22 protein-coding genes are annotated in these 23,276 nt (G+C 73.1%); 11 read left to right on the top strand and 11 right to left on the bottom strand.

The window, feature by feature from the left end; genetic code table 11:
- Positions 1-125: 125 nt before the first annotated feature.
- Together ACZ52R_RS25985 and ACZ52R_RS25980 are read right to left on the bottom strand one after the other, a co-directional pair.
- The gene (locus tag ACZ52R_RS25985; RefSeq protein ID WP_189916164.1) at positions 126-947 is read right to left on the bottom strand and encodes a purine-nucleoside phosphorylase; all 822 of its coding nucleotides are present in this window, start codon (positions 945-947) and stop codon (positions 126-128) included.
- A 236-nt stretch (positions 948-1,183) separates the two neighbouring features.
- Positions 1,184-1,621, bottom strand: a complete 438-nt coding sequence (locus ACZ52R_RS25980; protein ID WP_360495304.1) for a gamma-glutamylcyclotransferase family protein — start codon at positions 1,619-1,621, stop codon at positions 1,184-1,186.
- Between the two features lie 97 nt (positions 1,622-1,718).
- Here ACZ52R_RS25980 and ACZ52R_RS25975 point away from each other — a divergent pair, with 97 nt between their 5' ends.
- Positions 1,719-3,173, top strand: a complete 1,455-nt coding sequence (locus ACZ52R_RS25975) for an NAD(P)H-quinone dehydrogenase (protein WP_360495307.1) — start codon at positions 1,719-1,721, stop codon at positions 3,171-3,173.
- Positions 3,174-3,410: 237 nt separating this feature from the next.
- Entirely contained in the window at positions 3,411-4,358 is a 948-nt protein-coding gene (locus ACZ52R_RS25970; protein ID WP_396288788.1) for a DeoR/GlpR family DNA-binding transcription regulator, read from the top strand.
- Between the two features lie 103 nt (positions 4,359-4,461).
- On the opposite strand, the gene ACZ52R_RS25965 is transcribed toward ACZ52R_RS25970, so the two are convergent.
- From ACZ52R_RS25965 to ACZ52R_RS25940, 6 genes are all read right to left on the bottom strand, one after another.
- Positions 4,462-6,237, bottom strand: a complete 1,776-nt coding sequence (locus ACZ52R_RS25965) for an acetyl/propionyl/methylcrotonyl-CoA carboxylase subunit alpha (protein WP_360495313.1) — start codon at positions 6,235-6,237, stop codon at positions 4,462-4,464.
- Between the two features lie 259 nt (positions 6,238-6,496).
- Entirely contained in the window at positions 6,497-7,231 is a 735-nt protein-coding gene (locus tag ACZ52R_RS25960) for a hypothetical protein (protein WP_465754250.1), read from the bottom strand.
- Positions 7,232-7,296: 65 nt separating this feature from the next.
- Positions 7,297-7,899, bottom strand: a complete 603-nt coding sequence (locus tag ACZ52R_RS25955) for a Maf family protein (protein ID WP_465616320.1) — start codon at positions 7,897-7,899, stop codon at positions 7,297-7,299.
- 34 nt (positions 7,900-7,933) lie between these two features.
- A complete protein-coding gene (mmpB, locus tag ACZ52R_RS25950) occupies positions 7,934-8,074 on the bottom strand; it encodes a morphogenic membrane protein MmpB (protein ID WP_360495322.1) in 141 nt (46 codons plus the stop codon).
- Positions 8,075-8,264: 190 nt separating this feature from the next.
- The gene (locus tag ACZ52R_RS25945; RefSeq protein ID WP_360495324.1) at positions 8,265-8,486 is read right to left on the bottom strand and encodes an acyl-CoA carboxylase subunit epsilon; all 222 of its coding nucleotides are present in this window, start codon (positions 8,484-8,486) and stop codon (positions 8,265-8,267) included.
- Between the two features lie 29 nt (positions 8,487-8,515).
- Complete coding sequence (locus ACZ52R_RS25940) at positions 8,516-10,105, bottom strand: acyl-CoA carboxylase subunit beta (RefSeq protein ID WP_465616322.1); 1,590 nt, start codon at positions 10,103-10,105, stop codon at positions 8,516-8,518.
- 242 nt (positions 10,106-10,347) lie between these two features.
- Between ACZ52R_RS25940 and ACZ52R_RS25935 the strand changes: the two genes are divergently transcribed.
- From ACZ52R_RS25935 to ACZ52R_RS25920, 4 genes are all read left to right on the top strand, one after another.
- Entirely contained in the window at positions 10,348-11,241 is an 894-nt protein-coding gene (locus ACZ52R_RS25935) for a biotin--[acetyl-CoA-carboxylase] ligase (RefSeq protein WP_465616324.1), read from the top strand.
- 173 nt (positions 11,242-11,414) lie between these two features.
- Positions 11,415-12,530 (top strand): adenylate/guanylate cyclase domain-containing protein, encoded by a 1,116-nt coding sequence (locus tag ACZ52R_RS25930; RefSeq protein ID WP_360495331.1) that lies wholly within the window; start codon positions 11,415-11,417, stop codon positions 12,528-12,530.
- A gap of 284 nt (positions 12,531-12,814) precedes the next feature.
- Positions 12,815-14,650 (top strand): GGDEF domain-containing protein, encoded by a 1,836-nt coding sequence (locus ACZ52R_RS25925; RefSeq protein ID WP_396288719.1) that lies wholly within the window; start codon positions 12,815-12,817, stop codon positions 14,648-14,650.
- Positions 14,651-14,898: 248 nt separating this feature from the next.
- Positions 14,899-15,255, top strand: coding sequence for a hypothetical protein (locus ACZ52R_RS25920; RefSeq protein WP_465754249.1), 357 nt, complete (start codon positions 14,899-14,901; stop codon positions 15,253-15,255).
- On the opposite strand, the gene ACZ52R_RS25915 is transcribed toward ACZ52R_RS25920, so the two are convergent.
- Positions 15,227-15,847: a TetR/AcrR family transcriptional regulator gene (locus ACZ52R_RS25915; protein WP_465754248.1), complete on the bottom strand. Its 621-nt coding sequence runs from the start codon at positions 15,845-15,847 to the stop codon at positions 15,227-15,229. The two genes, ACZ52R_RS25920 and ACZ52R_RS25915, sit on opposite strands and share 29 nt — an antisense overlap.
- 99 nt (positions 15,848-15,946) lie before the next feature.
- Between ACZ52R_RS25915 and ACZ52R_RS25910 the strand changes: the two genes are divergently transcribed.
- Together ACZ52R_RS25910 and hutH are read left to right on the top strand one after the other, a co-directional pair.
- Positions 15,947-17,143 carry a macrolide family glycosyltransferase gene (locus ACZ52R_RS25910; RefSeq protein WP_465754247.1) on the top strand — a complete coding sequence of 399 codons (1,197 nt, stop codon included), beginning with the start codon at positions 15,947-15,949 and terminating at the stop codon, positions 17,141-17,143.
- Positions 17,144-17,252: 109 nt separating this feature from the next.
- Positions 17,253-18,830: a histidine ammonia-lyase gene (hutH, locus tag ACZ52R_RS25905; RefSeq protein WP_465616331.1), complete on the top strand. Its 1,578-nt coding sequence runs from the start codon at positions 17,253-17,255 to the stop codon at positions 18,828-18,830.
- Positions 18,831-18,889: 59 nt separating this feature from the next.
- On the opposite strand, the gene ACZ52R_RS25900 is transcribed toward hutH, so the two are convergent.
- The gene (locus ACZ52R_RS25900; RefSeq protein WP_360495346.1) at positions 18,890-19,315 is read right to left on the bottom strand and encodes a hypothetical protein; all 426 of its coding nucleotides are present in this window, start codon (positions 19,313-19,315) and stop codon (positions 18,890-18,892) included.
- Positions 19,316-19,551: 236 nt separating this feature from the next.
- Between ACZ52R_RS25900 and ACZ52R_RS25895 the strand changes: the two genes are divergently transcribed.
- Positions 19,552-20,421, top strand: coding sequence for a MurR/RpiR family transcriptional regulator (locus tag ACZ52R_RS25895; RefSeq protein ID WP_465754246.1), 870 nt, complete (start codon positions 19,552-19,554; stop codon positions 20,419-20,421).
- A 91-nt stretch (positions 20,422-20,512) separates the two neighbouring features.
- Positions 20,513-20,833 carry a hypothetical protein gene (locus ACZ52R_RS25890; RefSeq protein WP_465616333.1) on the top strand — a complete coding sequence of 107 codons (321 nt, stop codon included), beginning with the start codon at positions 20,513-20,515 and terminating at the stop codon, positions 20,831-20,833.
- Position 20,834: 1 nt separating this feature from the next.
- On the opposite strand, the gene ACZ52R_RS25885 is transcribed toward ACZ52R_RS25890, so the two are convergent.
- Positions 20,835-21,413, bottom strand: coding sequence for a Uma2 family endonuclease (locus tag ACZ52R_RS25885; protein WP_465754245.1), 579 nt, complete (start codon positions 21,411-21,413; stop codon positions 20,835-20,837).
- A gap of 181 nt (positions 21,414-21,594) precedes the next feature.
- On the opposite strand from ACZ52R_RS25885, the gene hutU reads away from it, so the two are divergent.
- Complete coding sequence (hutU, locus tag ACZ52R_RS25880; protein WP_360495355.1) at positions 21,595-23,262, top strand: urocanate hydratase; 1,668 nt, start codon at positions 21,595-21,597, stop codon at positions 23,260-23,262.
- The last annotated feature ends 14 nt before the right edge of the window (positions 23,263-23,276 follow it).

Here is a 23,276-nt window from a genome sequence, read left to right as displayed (position 1 = left end):
GTTGTCGACCGGGGGGTTCCGCAAAGAGGGGGTACGCATGCGGACGGGGCCCGCGGGCGGGTGTGATCAGCGGATCACGGCCGGCCGTGGGCCCCGTCGCTCATGCATTGTGCGCCTGGTGGGCGTCAGATCCGCTCAAGGACCTTCGCCAGCAGCTCGCCCATGCGCTCGGCGGAGGCCTTGCCGGCCTCCAGCACCTCTTCGTGGTTGAGGGGCTCGCCGGTCATGCCGGCCGCCAGGTTGGTGACCAGGGAGATGCCGAGGACCTCGGAGCCGGCCTCGCGGGCGGCGATGGCCTCCAGGGTGGTGGACATGCCGACCAGCTCGCCGCCGATCACCCGGGCCATGTTGACCTCGGCCGGGGTCTCGTAGTGCGGGCCGCGGAACTGCACGTAGACGGCCTCGTCCAGGGACGGGTCGACCTCGTGGCAGAGCGCGCGCAGGCGCTTGGAGTACAGGTCGGTGAGGTCGACGAAGTTGGCGCCGACGATCGGGGAGTCCGCGGTCAGGTTGATGTGGTCGCTGATCAGGACCGGCTGGCCGGGGGTCCAGCCCTGGCGCAGGCCGCCACAGCCGTTGGTCAGCACGATGATGCCGCAGCCGGCCGCGGCGGCGGTGCGCACGCCGTGGACGACGGTGGCCACGCCGTGGCCCTCGTAGTAGTGGTTGCGGCCGAGGAAGATCAGCGCGCGCTTGTCGCCGATCTTCACCGAGCGGATCTTGCCGGCGTGGCCGGCGACGGCGGGGGCGGGGAAACCGGGCAGGTCGGTGACCGGGAACTCGGCCACGGTCTCGCCCAGGGCGTCGGCGGCCGGCACCCAGCCGGAGCCCATCACCAGGGCGACGTCGTGCCGCTCGGCACCGGTCAGCTCGCGCAGGCGCTCGGCGGCGGCCTGGGCGGCGGCGTAGGGGTCGGCGGAGACGACCGACTGAGGAGAAGCGTTCACGGGACCGAGGATAGACGGGAATCGGCTACGCGCGTAGAAAATCCGCTGCGGCATGCCGGATTGTTACCCGGTTGACCCGAAAACACAGCTCGGTGGCGCCATCCGGGTGACAGGTCCGTCGCTTTCCACAGTCGCGTCGGCGGATCGGAGTCGTTTCGCGCCGCGCTGCCCCTTCGCGTACGTGCCGTTGTCGCCGAGCCGCGCCGGGGGCCCGGGCGGACACCGGCGACGGCCGGTCAGCAGGGACGGCGGCGCAGGTCCATGACGTAGTCGTGCGGGGCACCGGCGCTCTCGGCGGCGTCGGCGACCAGGCCGAGGTAGCGGGCCGCGGGCAGACCGCCCTCGTAGTCGTTGAGCACGTACGTCCAGACCGGGATGGAGCCGTCCAGGGTCTGCGCGCGGAGCTTGATCTTGCGGTAGATGCCGAGCTGGACGCCCTCCCAGCGGTCCAGGCCGTCCTCGTCCACCGGCGAGACGTCGTACAGCGAGACGAAGACCTGGTCCTTCTCGTCCTCGACGACGGTGGCCAGCGAGCCCTCCCAGCCGAGCTGCTCGCCGCCGAAGGTGAGCCGCCAGCCGTCCAGCCACCCCGTGCCGCGCAGGGGGGAGTGCGGGGCTCGGCGGGTCATCTGCCGGGCATCGAGGTTGGTGGCATACGCGGCGTAAAGGGGCATGGGGGGAAGCGTAGCCCGGGCGGCGCGCGGACCGGGCTACCGGACGGAGGTACGGAGGCCGGACCCCGGCGTGGCGGCGCTCTCGGCGTGCGGGACAATGGGGAGCGTGACTCGGATCGTGATCATCGGTGGCGGACCCGGCGGCTACGAGGCGGCCCTGGTCGCCGCACAGCTCGGCGCGGAGGTGACCGTCGTCGACCGCGACGGTCTGGGCGGATCGGCGGTGCTCACGGACTGCGTTCCGTCGAAGACGCTGATCGCGACCGCGGAGGTGATGACCACCTTCGACAGCTCGTACGAGGAACTCGGCATCATCGTCGCGGACGACACGCCTCCCAACGAGCAGGCCGCCAGGGTCGTCGGCGTGGACCTGGGCAAGGTCAACCGCCGTGTGAAGCGCCTGGCGATCGCTCAGTCCCACGACATCACCCAGTCCGTCACCCGGGCCGGCGTCACCGTGCTGCGCGGCCGCGGCCGGCTCGGCACCGGCGGGCAGGCCGCCGACGGCTCCCGCGAGGTGCTGGTGGACGCGCCGGACGGGGCCGTGCACTCGCTGCGCGCCGACGCGGTGCTGATCGCCACCGGCGCCCACCCGCGCGAGCTGCCGGACGCCCAGCCGGACGGCGAGCGGATCCTGACCTGGACCCAGGTGTACGACCTGGAGGAGCTGCCCCGCGAGCTGATCGTGGTCGGCTCCGGTGTGACCGGTGCGGAGTTCGCCGGCGCGTACCAGGCGCTCGGTTCCAAGGTCACCCTGGTCTCCAGTCGCGACCGCGTGCTGCCGGGCGAGGACCCGGACGCCGCCGAGGTGCTGGAGGACGTCTTCCGTCGCCGCGGCATGAACGTGATGGGCCGTTCGCGGGCCGAGAGCGTCAAGCGGATCGGCGACCGGGTCGAGGTGACCCTGGCCGACGGCAAGGTGATCGAGGGCTCGCACTGCCTGATGGCGGTCGGCTCGATCCCCAACACCTCCGAGATGGGACTGGAGGAGGCCGGGGTCAAGCTCAACGACTGGGGCCAGATCCAGGTCGACCGGGTCTCCCGCACCACCGCCCCCGGCGTGTACGCGGCCGGCGACTGCACCGGCGTCTTCATGCTCGCCTCGGTGGCGGCCATGCAGGGTCGGATCGCGATGTACCACGCGCTCGGTGACGCGGTGCAGCCGCTGAACCTCAAGACCGTGGCCTCCAACGTCTTCACCGACCCGGAGATCGCCACCGTCGGCTACACCGCGGCCGACGTGGAGTGCGGCAAGATGGACGCCGTCGTGGTCAAGCTCCCGCTGCGCGGCAACCCGCGGGCGAAGATGCAGGGCATCCGGGACGGCTTCGTGAAGCTGTTCTGCCGTCCGGGCACCGGCATCGTGGTCGGCGGCGTGGTCGTCGCCCCGCGCGCCAGCGAACTGATCCACCCGATCTCGCTCGCGGTGGACGCCAATCTGACGGTCGAACAGGTGGCCAGCGCCTTCACCGTCTACCCGTCCGTCTCCGGCTCGACCGCCGAGGCCGCCCGGCAGCTGCACATCCGCAAGCGGGCCGACGGCGAATCCTGAGCGTCCGGCGCACAGTTGAGGGGCGGCTGCCGATCGGCGGCCGCCCCTCGCGCATGAGTGATCGTCACCCGGACGGCGGGCGCAGTCCCGGGCTGTTGACGGCGCGTATTGTACGGTCACGCGCCGCTCGTGCGTGAGCAATTCCCGCTACTAGCAGCAAACGCCTGAAAGCAGACGGTCACGCAGGTTACCGTCGGTTCTGTGTTTGCTGCAGAACGTCGCCAGTTGATCCTCGAAATGGTGCGCGCCAACGGAGCGGTCTCGCTCCGGGAGTTGGCCCGCGTCGTCCAGACCTCCGAAGTGACCGTGCGCCGTGACGTGCGGGCCCTGGAGGCAGAAGGGCTCCTCGACCGCCGGCACGGCGGCGCGGTGCTCCCCGGCGGCTTCAGCCGCGAACCCGGTTACCCGCAGAAGACCCACCTGTCCGCGGCGGAGAAGAGCGCCATCGCGGACCTCGCCGCCGGCCTGGTGGAGGAGGGCGACGCGGTGGTGGTCGGTGCCGGCACCACCACCCAGGAGCTGGCCCGCCGGCTGGCACGGGTGCCGGGTCTGACGGTGGTCACCAACTCGCTGCTGGTCGCCCAGGCGCTGGCACACGCCAACCGGGTCGAGGTGGTGATGACCGGCGGCACCCTGCGCGGCTCCAACTACGCGCTGGTGGGCAGCGGTGCGGAGCAGTCGCTGCAGGGGCTGAGGGTCACCAAGGCCTTCATCTCCGGCAGCGGGCTGACCGCCGAGCGCGGGCTGTCGACCGCGAACATGCTGTCCGCGAGCGTGGACCGGGCCATGGTGCTGGCGGCCGCCGAGGTCATCGTCCTCGCCGACCACACCAAGCTCGGCGCGGCCGGCATGTTCCAGACCGTCGCCACCGAGACCATCACCCGGCTGGTCACCGACGAGCAGGCCGCCGCGGACGACGCCACCGCCCGCGAACTGGACGCGCTCGCCGACTGCGGGGTGCAGATCGACCTGGCGCCGATCGGGGCGGCCCCGAGCGGCGACGCCCCGGTGCACGGCACCGGCAGCGGGCCGGTCCACCAGACCCAGCCCGGCCCGATGGCCCGCCGCCCGGGCCCGCCCCCCGGCGGCGCCCCGCTGCCCGGCCAGCGCCGCCCCGGCGCCCACGGCGGCCCGGGCGGGATGCCGGTCCGGCTGGCCGAGATGGGCCTGCCGCGCGGGCGCTGAGCAGCCCGGCCGCAGCGGCGCGGAGAGCCGCAACCGGCGCACAAAGCGACCGGTCCGCACACCCCGAAGGGCGTACGGACCGGTCGGTGCCCGACGGGGCGGGTCAGTCCTTGATCTCGCAGAGCGCGGCGCCGCTGCTGACGCTCGCGCCGACCTCGGCCTTGAGGCCGACGATGGTGCCCGCCCGGTGGGCGTTCAGCGGCTGCTCCATCTTCATCGCCTCCAGGACCACGATCAGCTCGCCCTCGGCGACGACCTGGCCCTCCTCCACGGCGACCTTGACGATGGTGCCCTGCATCGGCGAGGCCAGGGTGTCACCGCTGACGGCCGAACCGGCCTTCTTGGCGCCCGCCCGGCGCTTGGCCTTGGCGGCGCCCGTCGCACCGGCCGCCGGGGCCGTCGAGACGCCCAGCGAGGACGGCAGCGAGACCTCGATCCGCTTGCCGCCGACCTCGACCACGACCGTCTCCCGGCCCTCGGCCTCCTCGCCGTCGCCGGCCGCACCGGCGAACGGCGGGATGGTGTTGTCGAAGTCGGTCTCGATCCACCGGGTGTAGACCGTGAACGGCTCGTCGCTGCCGTGCACCTCGGGCGCGAACGCCGGGTCGGTGACGACCGCCTGGTGGAACGGGATGGCGGTGGCCATGCCCTCCACCTTGAACTCGGTCAGCGCGCGGCGGGCCCGCTCCAGGGCCTGCTTGCGGTCGCGGCCGGTGACGACCAACTTGGCCAGCAGCGAGTCCCAGGCCGGGCCGATGACCGAGCCGGTCTCCACGCCGGAGTCCAGGCGCACGCCCGGGCCGGACGGCGGGGCGAACAGCGTCACGGTGCCGGGCGCGGGCAGGAAGCCGCGGCCCGGGTCCTCGCCGTTGATGCGGAACTCGAAGGAGTGGCCGCGCACCTCCGGGTCGTCGTAGCCGAGCTCCTCGCCGTCGGCGATCCGGAACATCTCGCGGACCAGGTCGAGGCCGGTGACCTCCTCGGTGACCGGGTGCTCCACCTGCAGACGGGTGTTGACCTCCAGGAAGGAGATCGTGCCGTCCATCGCCACCAGGAACTCGCAGGTCCCGGCGCCCTCGTAGCCGGCCTCCTTCAGGATGGCCTTGGACGCCCGGTACAGCTCGGCGTTCTGCTCGGGCGTCAGGAACGGCGCGGGCGCCTCCTCGACCAGCTTCTGGTGGCGCCGCTGCAGCGAGCAGTCACGGGTGGAGACGACCACCACGTTGCCGTGCTTGTCGGCGAGGCACTGGGTCTCGACGTGCCGCGGGTTGTCCAGGTAACGCTCGACGAAGCACTCGCCGCGACCGAAGGCGGCGACCGCCTCGCGCACCGCGGAGTCGTACAGCTCCGGGATCTCCTCCAGGTTGCGGGCGACCTTGAGGCCGCGACCGCCGCCGCCGAAGGCCGCCTTGATGGCGACCGGCAGGCCGTTCTCCCGGGCGAAGGCGACGACCTCGTCGGCGCCCGAGACCGGGTCCGGCGTACCGGCGACCAGCGGGGCACCGGCGCGCTGCGCCACGTGCCGGGCGGTCACCTTGTCGCCGAGGTCGCGGATGGCCTGCGGCGGCGGGCCGATCCAGATCAGACCCGCGTCGAGGACGGCCTGGGCGAAGTCGGCGTTCTCCGACAAGAAGCCGTAGCCGGGGTGGACGGCGTCCGCGCCGGAGTCGGCGGCCGCCTTGAGGACCTTGGCGATGTCCAGGTAGCTGGTGGCGGGGCTGTCACCACCCAGCGCGTAAGCCTCGTCGGCCGCGCGGACGTGCAGCGCATCCCGGTCCGGCTCGGCGTAGACGGCGACGCTGGCGATACCGGCGTCCGAGCAGGCACGGGCGACGCGGACGGCGATTTCCCCGCGGTTGGCGATGAGCACCTTGCGCACTGTGGCTCCCTTCTTGAACCTCGTTGAGTTTATGGATTCCTGGGCAGTACCGGCGAGTAGCCCCCGGTTGTGAACTATCCCACACGCTCGGTGATGGGATCCGGCGCCCCGATACCGGCCGGTACGAAGACTCCGCAGGTCGCGACCGGTGGAGCCGGAGCGGTAGGGGCCACGGGGGGTGACGCAGCGGCGGCGTGGCGGGACGGTGGCGTGGGCCACAGTCTCGCGCGGGCGTGGGTCACGGTCTCACACCGCCCGCTCAGGCGGCGCCGGAGCGGGCGGCGGGCCGCTGCAGCGCCTCGGCCGTCACATCGGCCACCAGCTCCACCATGTCCGGCCCGTACGCCTTCGGATTGACCACCCGCAGGACCAGCGCGAAGGTGCCGTTGCGGCCGTGCTTGCGGGCGAGTTCGCGGTGGTGCGCGACCAGGTAGCGCACGCCGGCCTGGTTGGCGGTGCCGGTCTGGCCGGAGACCAGGAACACCGGGCGCCCGCCGTCCGGGGTGGCGATCCGGGCCAGCAGGGTGTGCGCCTGGTCCTGGTCGGCGGTGAAGTCCCGGTCGCCCACCACGAGCACGTTGCTGCCCGGGTCGGGGCCGGAGGTGAGCATCGCGCCCGGCAGACCCCAGGCCAGGTGGGCGGCCATCCGATCGTTGCTGACCGGGCCGCCGAGGCAGAGCTCGGTCTTGGCGCCCAGACCCCGGTGCGCGGAGTCGTGCGCGACCAGCTCGGGCCGCGCCCCGCACTCCTCGACCAGCCCGGCCAACCACATCAGGGCGTAGGCGTCCCGGCGGGTCACGGTGGTCGCGTGCGAGCCCGCGCCGATGCTGCGCGGCACCACGATCAGGCACTCGCTGTCGGCGGGCAGCCCCAGGAACTCCCGCACCCGCTCGACCCGGCGGCGCCGCCGCAGGGCCTGGGCCAGCCAGCCGAGGCCGGCGCTGATGGCACTGGCCACCAGGCCCAGCACCACGTTGAGCACGCTGTCGGTCATCGCCGCGTTCCCTCCCCGTTCGAAACGCCCGTCAGCTTAGAGGGCCAACGGGAGGAAGCGGCAGGTCACTTGGTCCACAGATCGGTGATGCGCACGTCCAGGTCGGCGAGCAGGCGGCGCAGCAGCGGCAGGGAGAGGCCGATGACGTTGCCCGGGTCGCCGTCGATGCCGTCGACGAACGGGGCCGAGCGGCCGTCCAGGGTGAACGCCCCGGCCACGTACAGCGGTTCGCCGGAGGCCACGTACGCGGCGATCTCGTCGTCGTCCGGGGTGCCGAAGCGGACGGTGGTGGAGGCGGTGGCCGAGGACTGCCGACCGGTCACCGTGTCGATCACGCAGTGGCCGGTGCGCAGCACCCCGGCGCGGCCGCGCATCGACTGCCAGCGGGCCAGCGCCTCGGTGGCGTCGGCGGGCTTGCCGAGCGCCTGCCCGTCCAGCTCCAGGACGGAGTCGCAGCCGATCACCAGCTCGCTGCCGGTGAGTTCGGCGGCGACGGTCTTCGCCTTGGCCTCGGCCAGGACGAGCGCGAGCTCGGCGGGGGAGGCGGCGCTGATCGCGTCCTCGTCGACGCCGCTGACCACCACGCGCGGGTCGAGACCCGCCTGGCGCAGCAGCCCGAGGCGGGCGGGGGAGGCGGAGGCGAGGACGAGGGCGCGCTGGTCGGTCATGCCCACCAGCGTAGGGGGTGCCGGTGTCCGCCGTTCAGGTGAACGACCGGGCGATCATGATCAGGACGGCGCCGACCAGCACCAGGGCGGCGAGCACCCGTCCGGCCCGCTGCATCCGCTCCTGCATCCGACGGGCCTCGGGCGAGGGCTCGTCGCGGGGGTCTGACCAGAGCACCCGTCCAGAGTGCGCCGCGGCCGGGCCCGGGCGCCTGAGTATCCGTACTCAGGTTTAGGGCAATCCGGGCGGGCAACGGCGCACGACCGCCCCGAGCCGAAGGGGCGCCCCGAGCAGCGTCACGGGCGAGCGGGCGAATAGCAGCGCAGGAAGTCGGACGGGCCGACTTCCTGCGCCGCGTACGGTCGGTTCAGCGTGCCCAGCCCGACGTCCGCCAGGCGTGGACGCCCGGGTGGACGGCGGGGCGGAGCAGGCGGGAGCGGTCGTTCCAGGGGGAGGCCGGGCCGACGCCGGCCTGACGCGCCGCCTCGGCGGCGGCCTGCGCGGCGGCGGCCCGGGCCTGGACCACCGCCAGAACGGTGGCCAGCTCCTCGGGGGTCGGCTGCCCGTGCAGCACGTGGATCGGGGACATGGCTGGTTCTCTCCCGACAGGGATGGGGCCTACAGGGGGATGTTGCCGTGCTTCTTCGGCGGCAGCACCTCGCGCTTGCCGCGCAGCGCCCGCAGGCCCCGGACGATGTGCCGGCGGGTCTCGCTCGGCGCGATGACCGCGTCCACGTAGCCGCGCTCGGCCGCCAGGTACGGGTTCAGCAGGGTGTCCTCGTACGAGGCGATCAGCTCGGCCCGCTTCTCCCCGGCGGTGCCGGACGCCTCGGCCTCGGCGATCTCCCGGCGGTGCAGGATGTTGACCGCGCCCTGCGCGCCCATCACGGCGATCTGGGCGGTCGGCCAGGCCAGGTTGAGGTCGGCGCCGAGGTGCTTGGAGCCCATGACGTCGTACGCGCCGCCGAAGGCCTTGCGGGTGATCACGGTGATCAGCGGGACGGTGGCCTCGGCGTAGGCGTAGATCAGCTTGGCACCGCGGCGGATGATGCCGTCCCACTCCTGCTCGGTGCCGGGCAGGAAGCCGGGCACGTCCACGAAGGTCAGCACCGGGATGTTGAACGAGTCGCAGGTGCGGATGAAGCGGGCGGCCTTCTCGCTGGCGTTGATGTCCAGGCAGCCGGCCAGGTCCATCGGCTGGTTGCCGACGATGCCGACCGACTGGCCCTCGACCCGGCCGAAGCCGGTGATGATGTTGCCCGCGAACAGCGGCTGGGTCTCCAGGAACTCGCCGTCGTCGACGATGTGCTCGATCACCTTGTGCATGTCGTACGGCTGGTTCGCCGAGTCCGGCACGATCGTGTCGAGTTCGAGGTCGTCCTCGGTGACCGTGAGGTCGGCCTGCTCGGGGTAGGACGGCGGGTCGCTCAGGTTGTTGGAGGGCAGGTACGAGAGCAGGCTCTTGACGTACTCGACCGCCTCCTTCTCGTCCGAGGCCAGGTAGTGCGCGTTGCCGGACTTGGTGTTGTGGGTGCGCGCGCCGCCCAGTTCCTCCATGCCGACGTCCTCGCCGGTGACGGTCTTGATCACGTCCGGGCCGGTGATGAACATGTGCGAGGTCTGGTCGGCCATCACCACGAAGTCGGTGATCGCGGGGGAGTACACCGCGCCGCCCGCGCACGGACCCATGATCAGCGAGATCTGCGGGATGACGCCCGAGGCGTGCACGTTGCGGCGGAAGATCTCGCCGTACAGGCCGAGCGAGACCACGCCCTCCTGGATCCGGGCGCCGCCCGAGTCGTTGATGCCGATGACCGGGCAGCCGGTCTTCAGCGCGAAGTCCATCACCTTGACGATCTTCTCGCCGAAGACCTCGCCGAGGGACCCGCCGAAGACGGTGAAGTCCTGGGCGAAGACCGCGACCTGGCGGCCGTCGACGGTGCCGTAGCCGGTCACCACGCCGTCACCGTACGGGCGGTTCTTCTCCTGGCCGAAGTTGGTCGAGCGGTGCCGGGCGAACTCGTCGAACTCCACGAAGGAGTCCTCGTCGAGCAGCTCCACGACCCGCTCGCGGGCGGTCAGCTTGCCCTTGGCGTGCTGCTTCTCCACGGCCTTGGACGAGCCGGAGTGCACCGCCTCGTCCAGCCTGCGCCGCAGGTCGGCGAGCTTGCCCGCGGTGGTGTGGGGGTCGTACGACGCCTCGGTCATCCGGTGGCTCTCCCTGATCCATGGCCGCGACCTGTTCGATTGCGCGCGGACCGGGTGGTGGGGGCCCGCGCATGAGGGCAGGGCGGCGCTACGAACTACCGCTGGGTAGCGTAGCGAGCGCGGAGGGCCATCCGTCATGTCCTGGCGTTATGGCCATCGACACAGTTTGGTTGACGGCCGTTCTGCGGGACGATGGGGCGGCCTACGTCCCATGCCGGCACCCACCACCTAGGGTTTCCCCCATGGACGCCCCCGACACCCCCCGCCGCAGCGGACTGCGCGGCTTCGGCCACACCGGACCGTCGCCCTGGACCGACCTGGACCGTCCGCCGCTCGACGAGAAGGCGCTGCGCCACGACCTGCTCGTCCCGGGCGGCCTCTGGACCTCCCTGGACGTCGTCACCGAGACCGGCTCCACCAACAGCGACCTCGCCGCCCGGGCCAAGGCCGGCGCCGCCCAGGGCGCGGTGCTGGTGGCCGAGGCGCAGAGCGCCGCGCGCGGCCGGCTGGACCGGCAGTGGACCGCCCCGGCCCGCTCCGGGCTGTTCCTGTCGCTCCTGCTGCGTCCCGAGGAGGTGCCGGTCGAGCGTTACGGCTGGCTGCCGATCCTGGTCGGGGTGGCCGCGGCCGCCACGCTCGGCCGGGTCGCCGAGGTCGAGGTCGGGCTGAAGTGGCCCAACGACCTGCAGGTGGAGATCGACGGCGCGGAGCGCAAGGTCGGCGGCATCCTCACCGAGCTGGCGGGCGGCGCGGTCGTCGTCGGCCTCGGCCTGAACGTCTCGCTGCGGGCCGACGAGCTGCCCGTGCCCACCGCCGCCTCGCTCGCGCTGGCCGGCGCCGCCACCACGGACCGGAGCACCCTGCTGCGGGCCCTGCTGCGCGAACTCGCCGGGCTGTACCGCGAGTGGACGGCCGCCGCCGGCGACCCGCACACCAGCGACCTGCTGCGCGCCTACGTGGACCGCTGCAGCACGCTCGGCCGCCAGGTGAAGGTCCACCTGCCCGGCGACACCGAGCTGACCGGCGAGGCGGTGGCGATCGACGGCGACGGGCGGCTGGTGGTTCGTACGCCCGACGGAGCACGCCGGGCGGTCGGCGCGGGCGACGTCGTCCACGTGCGCCCCGAACCCCGCTGAACGGCAGTCTTCACTTCTCCTTGACTCGGGCGGATGCCCCGGATCCGGTGATTCCGTGCGAACATTCCACCTGGCAACGGTGTGAGGCGCGCCACTGCCCGCCCGGGTGGCGGGCGGCGGGCCCGGACAGGTAGGACACGAGGCGAGTGCGGCGACCGCACGGGGACGGACCGGTGGCAGAGGACGGCAGCAGCGGCGCGACGGCGGGCAGCCACGACCCCACGGTCGCGCTCGAACTGGAACGCCTGATCCTGGACGCGCCACGCCGTTACACGCCGTACCAGGCCGCGCGCGCCGCCGACGTCCCGATGGAGCTGGCCACCCGGTTCTGGCGTGCCATGGGCTTCCCCGACATCGGCCAGTCCCGGGCACTCACCGACGGCGATGTGATCGCCCTGCGGCGGCTGGCCGGGCTGGTCGAGTCCGGGCTGCTGAGCGAGTCGATGGCGATCCAGGTCGCCCGCTCCACCGGCCAGACCACGGCCCGGCTGGCCGGCTGGCAGATGGACACCTTCCTGGAGAACCTCACCCAGTCCGTCGAGCCCGGGCTGACCCGGGCCGACGTCGCCTACCCGCTGGTCGAGCTGCTGCTGCCGGAACTGGAGCAGTTCCTGGTGTACGTCTGGCGGCGCCAGCTGGCCGCCGTCACCGGCCGGGTGGTGCAGGCCGCCGAGGACAACGAGATCACCAGCGGGCGGCTCGCCGTCGGCTTCGCCGACCTGGTCGGCTTCACCCGGCTGTCCCGGCGGCTGGAGGAGGAGGAGCTCGGCGAACTCGTCGAGACCTTCGAGAACACCTGCTCCGACCTGATCGTCGGCCAGGGCGGCCGGGTGATCAAGACCCTCGGCGACGAGATCCTCTACGTCTCCGAGGACCCGGCGACCGCCGCCGAGATCGCGCTCGGCCTGGTCGAGGCACTCGCCGGGGACGAGGCCATCCCGCCACTGCGGGTCGGCATGGCCTTCGGCACGGTCACCTCGCGGATGGGCGACGTCTTCGGCACCACCGTCAACCTGGCCAGCCGGCTCACCTCGATCGCGCCCAAGGACGCGGTGCTGATCGACGGCGAGTTCGCCGCCGCGCTGGAGCAGAACGGCAGCGTCGCCCCGGCCGACTCGGAAGGGCCAGGCCTGGCCGAGGCACTGTCGGCCGCCGCCGGGATGCCCGCCTCCGGGCTGCCGATGCCCGCGCCGGACACCGGCGCCCGCTTCCACCTGCAGCCGATGTGGCGGCGGCCGGTGCGGGGGCTCGGGCTCGTCGAACCGTGGCTGCTCACCCGGCGGCTGTAGGCGGAGTAGCGGCGTAGCCGGCCGTGTGCGGGGGTAGCCGAGCCGGCCGTGGGCGGGGTGGCGGAATAGCCGGCCGTAGGCGGGGTAGCCGGGGGCACGGGAAGGGCTCCGTCGGCCGTCTCCGGGTGCCGAACGGTTGAAACCCGTACGGTCTGGCGTGGGTCCATCCGGGCAAACGGGGCATAACCGAGCGAAACCGCCATAGTCTTGGTGCAAGCGGCCGGTCGGGTGCGCCCGGCCGACGGGGGTCCGGCAGGACCGAGCACAGGGAGCGAGGCGAGCCGGTGAGCAGTGAGGCGATCATGACGGACCGCGGCTGCGACTGCGGTGGCTCGCGGCACCGCGACCCGCTGCCCGACCTGAGACTGCAGTCCGTGGTCGAGCTGGCCCAGGACATGGCCGGCGCGCTCACCCCGCTGGAAGCCGTCCGGGCCGCCGCCACCCGCGCCACCGAGGCGCTCGGCGCCACCATGGCCGCCGTCTCGGTCTGGGACCGCGAATCCGGTCGGCTGCGGGTCCTGGTCAACCACGGCGACCTCGCCCCCGGCGAGGAGGAACTGCCCGAGGACGAGTCCTACCCCGTCGCCGACTTCCCCGAGATCGTCACGTACCTGGAGGAACGCTGGACCACCGGGCGCCTGCCGCGCGCCTGGCTGCAGAGCGCCGAAAGCAGCGAACCGCACACCGGCCACGCGCACCCGACCGCCGGTGCGTACTGCCAGGAACGCGCCGCGGCGCTGCGCCGGCGCGGGCGGGCCTGCTGCGTGGTCGCGCCGATCGTGCTGCACGGGCAGGCCTGGGGCGAGCTGTACCTCGCCCGGTCGATCGGCATGCCCGAGTTCACCGACGCCGACGCCGACCACGCGACCCTGCTCGCCGCCCAGGTCTCGGCCGGACTCGCCCAGACCGAGCGCCTCGCCGACCTGCGCAAGCTCGCCTTCTCCGACCCGCTCACCGGCCTCGCCAACCGGCGCGCCGTCGACGCCCGGCTGGAGAGCGCGCTGGAAGCGCACAACCGGGACAACACCGTGGTCTCGCTGGTCGTCTGCGACGTCAACGGGCTGAAGCGGGTCAACGACCAGCTCGGCCACGAGATGGGCGACCGGCTGCTGGAACGGTTCGCCCACCAGCTCTCGCTGGCCGCCGCCAAACTCCCCGGCAGCCTCGCCGCCCGGCTCGGCGGGGACGAGTTCTGCCTGCTCGTGGAAGGGCAGAAGGCCGACGAAGTGGTCGCCGTCGCCGAGGAGCTGTGCGCCCGCGCGCTCGCCCTGTCCGAGGGCGAGGGCGTGGCCTGCGGCGTCGCCTCCACCGGAGACTCGATCGGGCCCGTCACCACCCCCGACCGGCTCTTCCGGCTCGCCGACGCCGCCCAGTACCGGGCCAAGGCCGCCCGCGCCGCCCACCCCGTGGTCGCCGGACGCAGCCACGGCCCCGGCTTCTCGCCCGACCCCACCGTGCTGCTCGCCGACGCCGCCGACCCCCACCACCGGGCCGACGGGCGGCGCGGCGCGAACGGACGGGCCGGCGCCGGCGACCGGCGGCGGTTCCGCGGCGCCGCCCACAGCGCCGACCCCGGCCAGCTGCTCACCGCCGTCCTCACCGCCCTCGACCAGGCCGCCGCCGCCCGCGCCGTCCACCCGGCCGACACCCTCGGCAAACTCGCCGTCGTCGCCGAGACCTCCGCCCGGCTGCTCGACGCCGTCGGCTGGTGGATCTCGTACGTCCCGCCCGGCTCCCACCTCATGCGCACCGCCCAGCACGCCGTCTACCGGATGACCAGCGGCCCCAGCAGCACCCGCGCCGAGACCCAGCGCGCCCAGATCGAGGCCCCCGACGCCGTCTTCGACCTGCGCCACTACCCGATGACCCGCCGCGCCGTCCGCGGCGGCGCCTTCGCCCTCCGGGCCGGTGCCGTGGGCAACGACCCGGCCGAGGAAGCCATGCTCGTCGTCTCCGGCTACCGCGGCATGGTCGCCGCCGGCGGCCAGAACCCGGCCGGCGGCTGGCTCGTCGAACTCTTCGCCGACGACGCCACCCTCCCCCTCGGCCAGGCCGCCTGCGCCATGCGAGCCCTGGTCGCCGTCTCCCTGGCCGGCGCGGCCTCACCGCCGGTGGTCTGAGCGGGGAAGCGGTTTCGGCGGGAGCGTGCTTCGGTCGCCACTGATGACGTGGCGGCCCGTTGACGGCGCGTACGGCGGCCCCGGGCGGGGGTGCCGAGGCCGTCTTCGGTGGTCCGCCGCTGTCGTGTGCCGGTTTGGTGACCGGTGGGTCGCGGGTGCGTCGCGGTTGGGGGCCGGGGGTGCCGTGGCCGGGTGGGGCGGTGGGAGGGTGGGTGGCCGGTCGAGCGGGAGCGGGAGCGGGGGCGGTCGTGGGCAGACGGTTGGTGGGTGCGGCGGTGGCCGGGATGCTGGTGCTCGGGGGCGGGGTGGTGGTGGCCGCTCCGGCGTCGGCGGTGCCGGTGGTGGGGACGGCGGGGGCGGTGCGGACGGCGCCGGCGGTGCCGCGGGTGCGCGACGGGGCTCGGGTGCACCGGATCACCCAGGTCTCCGGGTCGAAGTCGAAATCGAAGTCGAAGACGAAGACGAAGACGAAGGTGAAGCGCGGCTTCCTCCACGGCTTCTTCCACGGCTTTCTCGGGTGGTTCACCACGGTCCTGCTGGCCGTCCTGCTGATGACCCTCCTGGTCGTCCTGTGGGTCAGGCGTTCGAACCGCCCGCAGTCGTAGGCGGGTTGAGGGCCCGCAGGACGGCGTCGACCAGGCGGTCGGCGTGCTCGTGGGTGAGCGGGCCGAGCCGGTACTGCCAGCGGTAGTAGAGCGGGCCGTAGACGAGTTCGACGGCCAGGTCGAGATCGGTGTCGGGGGCGATCTGGCCGGCCTCGCGGGCGCTGCGCAGCCGGTCGCGGGTGACCTCCAGCAGCGGGTCCAGGAGGCGGGTGCGGTAGTCGGCGTGCAGCGCGGGGTCGGTGATGATCTCGGCGATCATCGTGCGGTAGGTGCGGTCGGTGGCCGGGTCGGCGAGTTCGTCGGTGGTGGGGCGCAGGACGGTCCGCAGGTCGGCGGCGAGGTCGCCGGTGTCGGGGAGCGCGAGGCTGCCCTCGTGCTCGCTGCCGGCGAGGAAGGCGTCGAAGACGACGGCGCCCTTCGAGGGCCACCATCGGTAGATGGTCTGCTTGCCGACGCCGGCCCGGGCGGCGATGGCCTCGATGGTCAGCTTGCGGTAGCCGACGTCGGCGACGAGTTCGGCGGCGGCGGCGAGGACGGCGGTGCGGGCGCGCTCGCTGCGGCGGGCCGGATCGGGGGCGGTTCCGGATGTCATGGGAAAAAGTCTATGCGCAATGACGAGACGAGACGTATTGTCTTCTCAAGCCCTTGCGAGACGGTCCGTCTCGTCTCATCCGCCGTTCCGGAGGTGCCCATGACCCGCCCCGCACGCCCCGCACACATCCTGATGGTCTCCGTCCCGGCCCACGGGCACGTCAACCCCAGCCTCGCCGTGATCACCGAGCTGGTCGCCCGGGGCCACCGGGTCAGCTACGTCAACGACCCGTCCTTCCGGGAGATCGTCGAGTCCACCGGCGCGGCCTTCGTCCCCTACCCGACCAAGCTGCCGCTCGCGGACGACCCGGGCGGCTGGCCGGAGGACCCGGTGGCGATCCAGGACGTGTTCCTGGACGACACGCTGTCGATGTGGTCTGCGATGCTGGAGGCCTTCGAGGGCGACCGCCCCGACCTGGTGCTCTACGACATCGCGGGCTTCGCCGGGCGGGCGCTCGGCGAGCGGCTGGGCGTGCCGGTGGTGCAGCTGTCGTCCACCTTCGTCGGCTGGGACGGCATCGAGGAGGACCTGGCCGAGGTCTTCGAGGCGACCCGCAACGGCCCGGGCGGCCCCGAGCACTACCGGCGGTTCGCCGAGTGGCTGGCCGAAGCCGGCACGGTGGAGCGCGACGTCGAGGCCTTCAAGGGCCGCCCGGAGCGGTGCGTCGCGCTCGTCCCGCGCGCGCTCCAGCCCAACGCCGACCGGGTCGACGACCGGCGCTTCAGCTTCGTCGGGCCCTGCTTCGGCGACCGGGCCCACCAGGGGGAGTGGCAGCGGCCGGCCGGTGCCGAGAAGGTGCTGCTGGTCTCGCTGGGCTCGGCGTTCACCCACCATCCGGCGTTCTACCGGGCCTGCGTCCAGGCCTTCGGCGACCTGCCGGGCTGGCACACGGTGCTGCAGGTCGGCGAGCACACCGACCTGGCCGAGCTCGGCGAGGTGCCGGACACCGTCGAGGTGCACCGGTGGGTGCCGCAGCTGTCGGTGCTCGCCCAGGCGGACGCCTTCGTCACCCACGCGGGTATGGGCGGCTCCAGTGAGGGGCTGTTCCACGCGGTGCCGATGATCGCGGTGCCGCAGGCCGTCGACCAGTTCGCCAACGCGGACGCGCTGGTGGGACTCGGCGTCGCCCGTCGGCTGGACACCGACCGGGCCACCCCGGAGGCGCTGCGCGCGGCGCTGCTGGAGCTGGTCGGCGACCCGGCGGTGGCCGAGCGGCTGCGGGAGCTGTCCGCCGCCGGACGGGCCGAGGGCGGCACCGCCCGGGCGGTCGACCTGATCGAGGCGGAGCTGAGGTGAGCCGGGACGGGGGTCGCCGCGTGCGGCGCGGATCCGGGCGAAGGAGAATCCGGATGACGAACACCTGTTGTCATATTCTCATTCACCTGATGTGATGGTGTATATGGATATGCACAGTGCTGTGGCCCCCGACGCTCCGCTGGTCCTGGTCGGCAAGGCCGACGTCAGCGCCGAGGACGTTCTGGCCGTCGCCCGGGGCAACGCCCGGGTCGAGATCGGTCCCGACGCGCAGGCCGAGATGGCGGCCGCCCGCGCCCGGATCGACGCCCTCGCGGCCGAGCCGCGCCCCGTCTACGGCGTGTCGACCGGCTTCGGCGCGCTCGCCGTGCGGCACATCAGCCCCGAGCTGCGCGCGCAGCTGCAGCGGTCGCTGGTGCGCTCGCACGCCGCCGGCATGGGCCCGGTGGTCGAGCGCGAAGTGGTTCGCGCGCTGGTGTTCCTGCGGATGAAGACGCTGGCCTCCGGCCGTACCGGTGTGCGCCCGCTGGTCGCCCAGACCATGGCCGCCCTGCTCAACGCGGGCATCACCCCGGTGGTCCGGGAGTTCGGCTCGCTCGGCTGCTCCGGCGACCTCGCGCCGCTGTCGCACTGCGCGCTGGTCCTGATGGGCGAGGGCACCGCCACCGGCCCGGACGGCGTGGAGAAGCCCGCCGCCGAGCTGCTCGCCGCCGCCGGCATCGAGCCGGTCGAGCTGCTGGAGAAGGAGGGCCTGGCCCTCATCAACGGCACCGACGGCATGCTCGGCATGCTGGTGATGGCCATCGCCGACCTGCAGCGGCTGTTCACCACCGCCGACATCACCGCCGCGATGACCCTGGAGGCGCTGCTCGGCACCGAAAAGGTGCTCGCCCCCGAGCTGCACGCCCCGATCCGCCCGCACCCGGGCCAGGCGCTGAGCGCCGCCAACATGCTGGCCGTCCTCAAGGACTCCGGCCTCACCGGCCACCACCAGGACGACGCGCCGCGGGTCCAGGACGCTTACTCGATCCGCTGCGCCCCCCAGGTGGCCGGCGCCGGCCGCGACACCCTGGCCCACGCCCGGCTGGTCGCCTCCCGCGAGCTGGCCGCCTCGGTGGACAACCCGGTGGTGCTGCCGGACGGCCGGGTGGAGTCCAACGGCAACTTCCACGGCGCCCCGGTCGCGTACGTGCTGGACTTCCTCGCCATCGCCGCCGCCGACCTCGGCTCGATCTCCGAGCGCCGCACCGACCGGATGCTCGACAAGGCCCGCTCGCACGGCCTGCCGGCCTTCCTGGCCGACGACCCGGGCGTGGACTCCGGCCTGATGATCGCCCAGTACACCCAGGCGGCGCTGGTCAGCGAGAACAAGCGGCTCGCCGTCCCGGCCTCGGTCGACTCGATCCCGTCCTCCGCGATGCAGGAGGACCACGTGTCGATGGGCTGGTCGGCCGCGCGCAAGCTGCGCCAGGCCGTCGAGAACCTCGGCCGGATCCTCGCCGTCGAACTCACCGCCGCCGCCCGCGCGCTGGAGATCCGTCAGCAGGCCGACTCGGCCGGCCGGATCGCCCCGGCCACCGCGGCCGCGCTGGCCGTCGCCCGGGAGGCGGGGGTCGGCGGCGCCGGCCGCGACCGCTTCCTCTCGCCGGACCTGGAAGCGGCCGCGGCGCTGGTCGCCTCCGGCGAGCTGGTGCGCGCGGTCGAGCAGGTCACCGGCCCGCTGGCCTGACGCACCCGCGGTCGGACGCGCCTGCCGTCCGACGCCCCTCGGCGCGGGGTGACCGGGACTCAGTCCCAGTCGCCCCGCGGCCGGCGCTCCTCGCGGTGGCGGCGATCGCCGAACGCGGCGGCGACGTTGACCCCGACGATGCCCGCCCAGCAGACCAGCAGACCGGCGAAACCGGAGCCGCTCGACGGGTCGGTGGCGATCGCCGTCAGCGGGATGCCGAGTGCCATCGAGGCCACCGCGAGCCCGGTGCCGGAGCGCCTGCCCCAGCCCTGGCGGCGGGGGCGCTGGTGGCGGTCGGGGTGCGAGCGCGGCTCGTAGTCGTCCAGCCGCTGGGCCACCGAGCGCTCGACCCGGGCGTCCAGCCGGGCGTCCAGGCGCTTCATGAAGGAGTCGACGAGCTCGTCCTCGTACTCCTTGCCGAGCTCCTTGCGGGCCTGCAGGGTGGCGTCGAGGTCGCGCCGCAGGTCGTCCTGGCGAGTGTCCATGGGGGACAGCGTGGCGCGGCGGCCCCGCCCGGTCCACCTGTTCGCGGGGGGAATCCGGGCGGGCTCAGGGACAAATCAGGGTTACCCCGAGCCGCGGACCGTCCCCGGCCCTCTCCGCTCCTGTCCGACCCCCGGGACGTCCCACGAGGCGTTCCGCCGTACGAGACGTCTTTGCCAGGCGCGGCCCGCTGCTGCACAGTCGTCGTCCGAACCGCTCGCACCCGGAGGTACCGCTGATGACCGCCACCGACGAGACCGGCAGCGTCGGCCCCTCCGCCCGGCTGCTCCAGCTGTTCGAGGGCCACCGGCTGACCCCGACCCAGCGTCGGATCGCGCACTCGCTGGTGCGGCACGCCACCGAGGCGCCGTTCCTGTCCAGTGTGGAGGTCGCCGAACTCGCGGGCGTCAGCCAGCCGTCCGTCACCCGGTTCGCGGTCGCGCTCGGGTACGACGGCTACCCGGCGCTGCGCAAGCAACTGCGCGAGCTCGGCGGGGGAGAACCGGCCGCGCCGGAGACCCCGGACGACGCGGTGCGCAACGAGCACCAGCAGGCCGTGCTCGCCGAGATCGCGCACCTGCGCCACCTCGCCGAACTCCTCGCCGACCCGGAGCCGATCATCCGGGCCGCCCGGATGCTCGCCGCCTCCCGCCCGCTGCCGGTGCTCGGCCTGCGGGCCGCCTCGGCGCAGGCGTGCGGCTTCTCGTACTTCGCCGCCAAGGTGCACCCGGACATCCGGCTGCTGGACGAGGGCGGCAGCATGCTCGCCGACCGGCTGGAACAGGCCGCCGCGGCCGGGGCCACCGCGTTGCTCTGCTTCGCGCTGCCGCGCTACCCGCGGGAGCTGATGGACGCGCTGACGGTGGCCCGCGAGTGCGGGCTGACGGTGCTCACCGTCGCCGACAGCGCGTTCGCGCCGGTCGCCAAGCTCTCCGACCTGATGCTGCCGGCCGCCGTCGGCACCGGGCTGGTCTTCGACACCGCGTGCGCGCCGATGATGCTCGGCCGGGTGCTGCTGCAGGCCATGTGCGACGAACTCCCCGGTGCCGAGGCCCGGTTGGAGGCGATCGAGCAGTCGGCGACGGCGCGCGGCCTCTTCCTGGAATAAGCCCGGCTCCCGGAACAAACGCGGCCCGGAATGGGCGCGGCCGGAATAGCCGTCACGAACCCGGGCATCCCCTCCTACAGGGGGTGCGCCCATGCGCGTGATCCACGAGATGAAGTTCGTCGCCCGCCTGTCCTCTGGTGCCGACGAATGGTCCTGCCCCGCCTGCGGACGCCGCGTCACCCTGCGGCGCCTGCCCGAACCCGAACTGACCGTCCTCGACCCGGGCGACGAGTCGGCCGTGCACGTCGGCGTCGTCGAAGCCGACGCCCGGGCCGGCGCGGCCGCCGAGAAGTACGGCCTCGGCCCCGTCCAGAACATTCCCCGCCCGCCGTCCCCGCCCGCTCCCGACGACGCCGACCGCCGCTGGCTCGCCGAGATCGGCATCGACTGGGACGGCGACGCGGCGGCCTGACTCAGCTGCGGGGGGCGTACAGCGGGAGCCGGGACGTGTCCAGTTCGGCCGGCAGCGGTGAGGTCAGCGGGACGGGCTCGCCGTACTTGCCGTGCAGCACGCCCTGGTACTCGCCGTCGCGAGGGTGGGTGTGGAGGGTCCAGGCGCCCTGGCGGGGATCGACCGCGAGGAGGACCGGCACGCCCGCGATCGCGTACCAACTGGTCTTGGTCTTGGCGGCGATGTGGCTGACACGCTCAGAGGTTGAGACGACCTCCACGGCCGGCTCGACGTCGTGGGGGTCTGCCAGCCAGTCGTCGTCGTCCTCCCAGTCGGACGGCAGGACGACCAAGCCGGGTGTCGCGTAGTCCTCCGCGTCGTCGGGCATGTTGATCGACGAGACCTCATAGGCGCCGAGACCGGCCGGAAGTTTGTCGTCGAGCTGGCGGGACAAGCGCTTGACGGTCCCCGCGTGCTTACCGCGGAGAGTCGGGGGCATCAGCAGCGTTCCTCCGATGATCTGGACGCGAAGTCCCGTGCGCTGTTCGATCTCCTCCGCCACATCCCGGAGTCTGCCGGGCCGCACGCTGATGGCCGTCATCGTGTCCTCCGCTCCCTGGAGCTGGGCCGAGCGGCTGGTGTTCGCCGCGTTCAGGCTAGCGCGCCAAGTCGGCGGATGCCGGGGCTGATCGGATTGTTCCGGGGTCTGGTCGAAACCCTGCTGTTTAGTTATATTCAGTCGAGCAGAGCTTGAATGAATCCATCCGCAGGAGGCCGGGACTATGGTGCAGCAGGCGAGCGGTCCGCGTGAGGTGCGCGCGGCGCGTGGTACGGGACTCACGACGCAGGGGTGGCAGCAGGAAGCCGCCCTGCGGATGCTGATGAACAACCTCGACCCCGAGGTGGCCGAGCACCCGTCGAAGCTGGTCGTGTACGGCGGCACCGGCAAGGCCGCGCGGGACTGGCGCTCCTTCGACGCCATGGTGAAGACGCTGCAGGGCCTGAAGCAGGACGAGACCATGCTGGTCCAGTCCGGCCGACCGGTCGGCGTGATGCAGACCCACGAGTGGGCGCCGCGCGTGCTGATCGCCAACTCCAACCTCGTCGGCGACTGGGCCAACTGGGAGGAGTTCCGCCGGCTGGAGAGCCTCGGGCTCACCATGTACGGCCAGATGACCGCCGGCTCCTGGATCTACATCGGCACCCAGGGCATCCTCCAGGGCACCTACGAGACCTTCGCCGCCGTCGCCAACAAGCGCTTCAACGGCACGCTGGAGGGCACCATCACCCTCACCGCCGGCCTCGGCGGGATGGGCGGCGCCCAGCCGCTGGCCGTGACCATGAACGGCGGCGTGGCGATCTGCATCGACTGCGACCCGTCCCGGATCTCCCGCCGGATCGAGCACCGCTACCTGGACGTCGAGGCCAAGGACCTCGGCCACGCTCTGGAGCTGGCCACCGCCGCCCGCGACAAGAAGCAGCCGCTCTCCATCGGCCTGCTGGGCAACGCCGCCGAGCTCTTCCCGCAGCTGCTCGCGATGGACGCGCCGATCGACATCGTCACCGACCAGACCAGCGCCCACGACCCGCTCAGCTACCTGCCGGTCGGCGTCGCCTTCGACGACATGGCGGACTACGCCGCCGCCAAGCCCGCCGAGTTCACCCAGCGCTCGCGCGAGTCGATGGCCGCGCACGTCGAGGCGATGGTCGGCTTCCTGGACCGCGGCGCCGAGGTCTTCGACTACGGCAACTCGATCCGCGGCGAGGCCCAGCTGGCCGGCTACGACCGCGCCTTCGCCTTCCCCGGCTTCGTCCCCGCGTACATCCGCCCGCTGTTCTGCGAGGGCAAGGGCCCGTTCCGCTGGGCGGCGCTGTCCGGCGACCCGCAGGACATCCACAAGACCGACAAGGCCGTCCTCGACCTGTTCCCGGAGAACGAGTCGCTGGCCCGCTGGATCAAGCTGGCCCAGGAGAAGGTGCACTTCCAGGGCCTGCCCGCGCGCATCTGCTGGCTCGGCTACGGCGAGCGCGACAAGGCCGGCGAGCGCTTCAACGACATGGTCGCCTCCGGCGAGCTGTCCGCGCCGATCGTCATCGGCCGCGACCACCTGGACTGCGGCTCGGTCGCCTCCCCGTACCGGGAGACCGAGGCGATGCTGGACGGCTCGGACGCGATCGCCGACTGGCCGCTGCTCAACGCCATGGTCAACGTCGCCTCCGGCGCCTCCTGGGTCTCCATCCACCACGGCGGCGGCGTCGGCATCGGCCGCTCGATCCACGCCGGCCAGGTCACCGTCGCCGACGGCACCGCGCTGGCCGGGGAGAAGATCCGCCGGGTGCTCACCAACGACCCGGGCATGGGCGTCATCCGGCACGTCGACGCCGGCTACGACCGGGCCACCGAGGTCGCCGCCGAGCGCGGGGTCCGCGTCCCGATGGGTGAGCTGTGACCTCCGGTTTCGAA

It is taken from the genome of Kitasatospora sp. NPDC034023 (assembly GCF_055575795.1).
The sequence above is the reverse complement of the archived record's forward strand: the minus strand, read 5'-3'. Positions and strand labels throughout refer to the sequence as shown.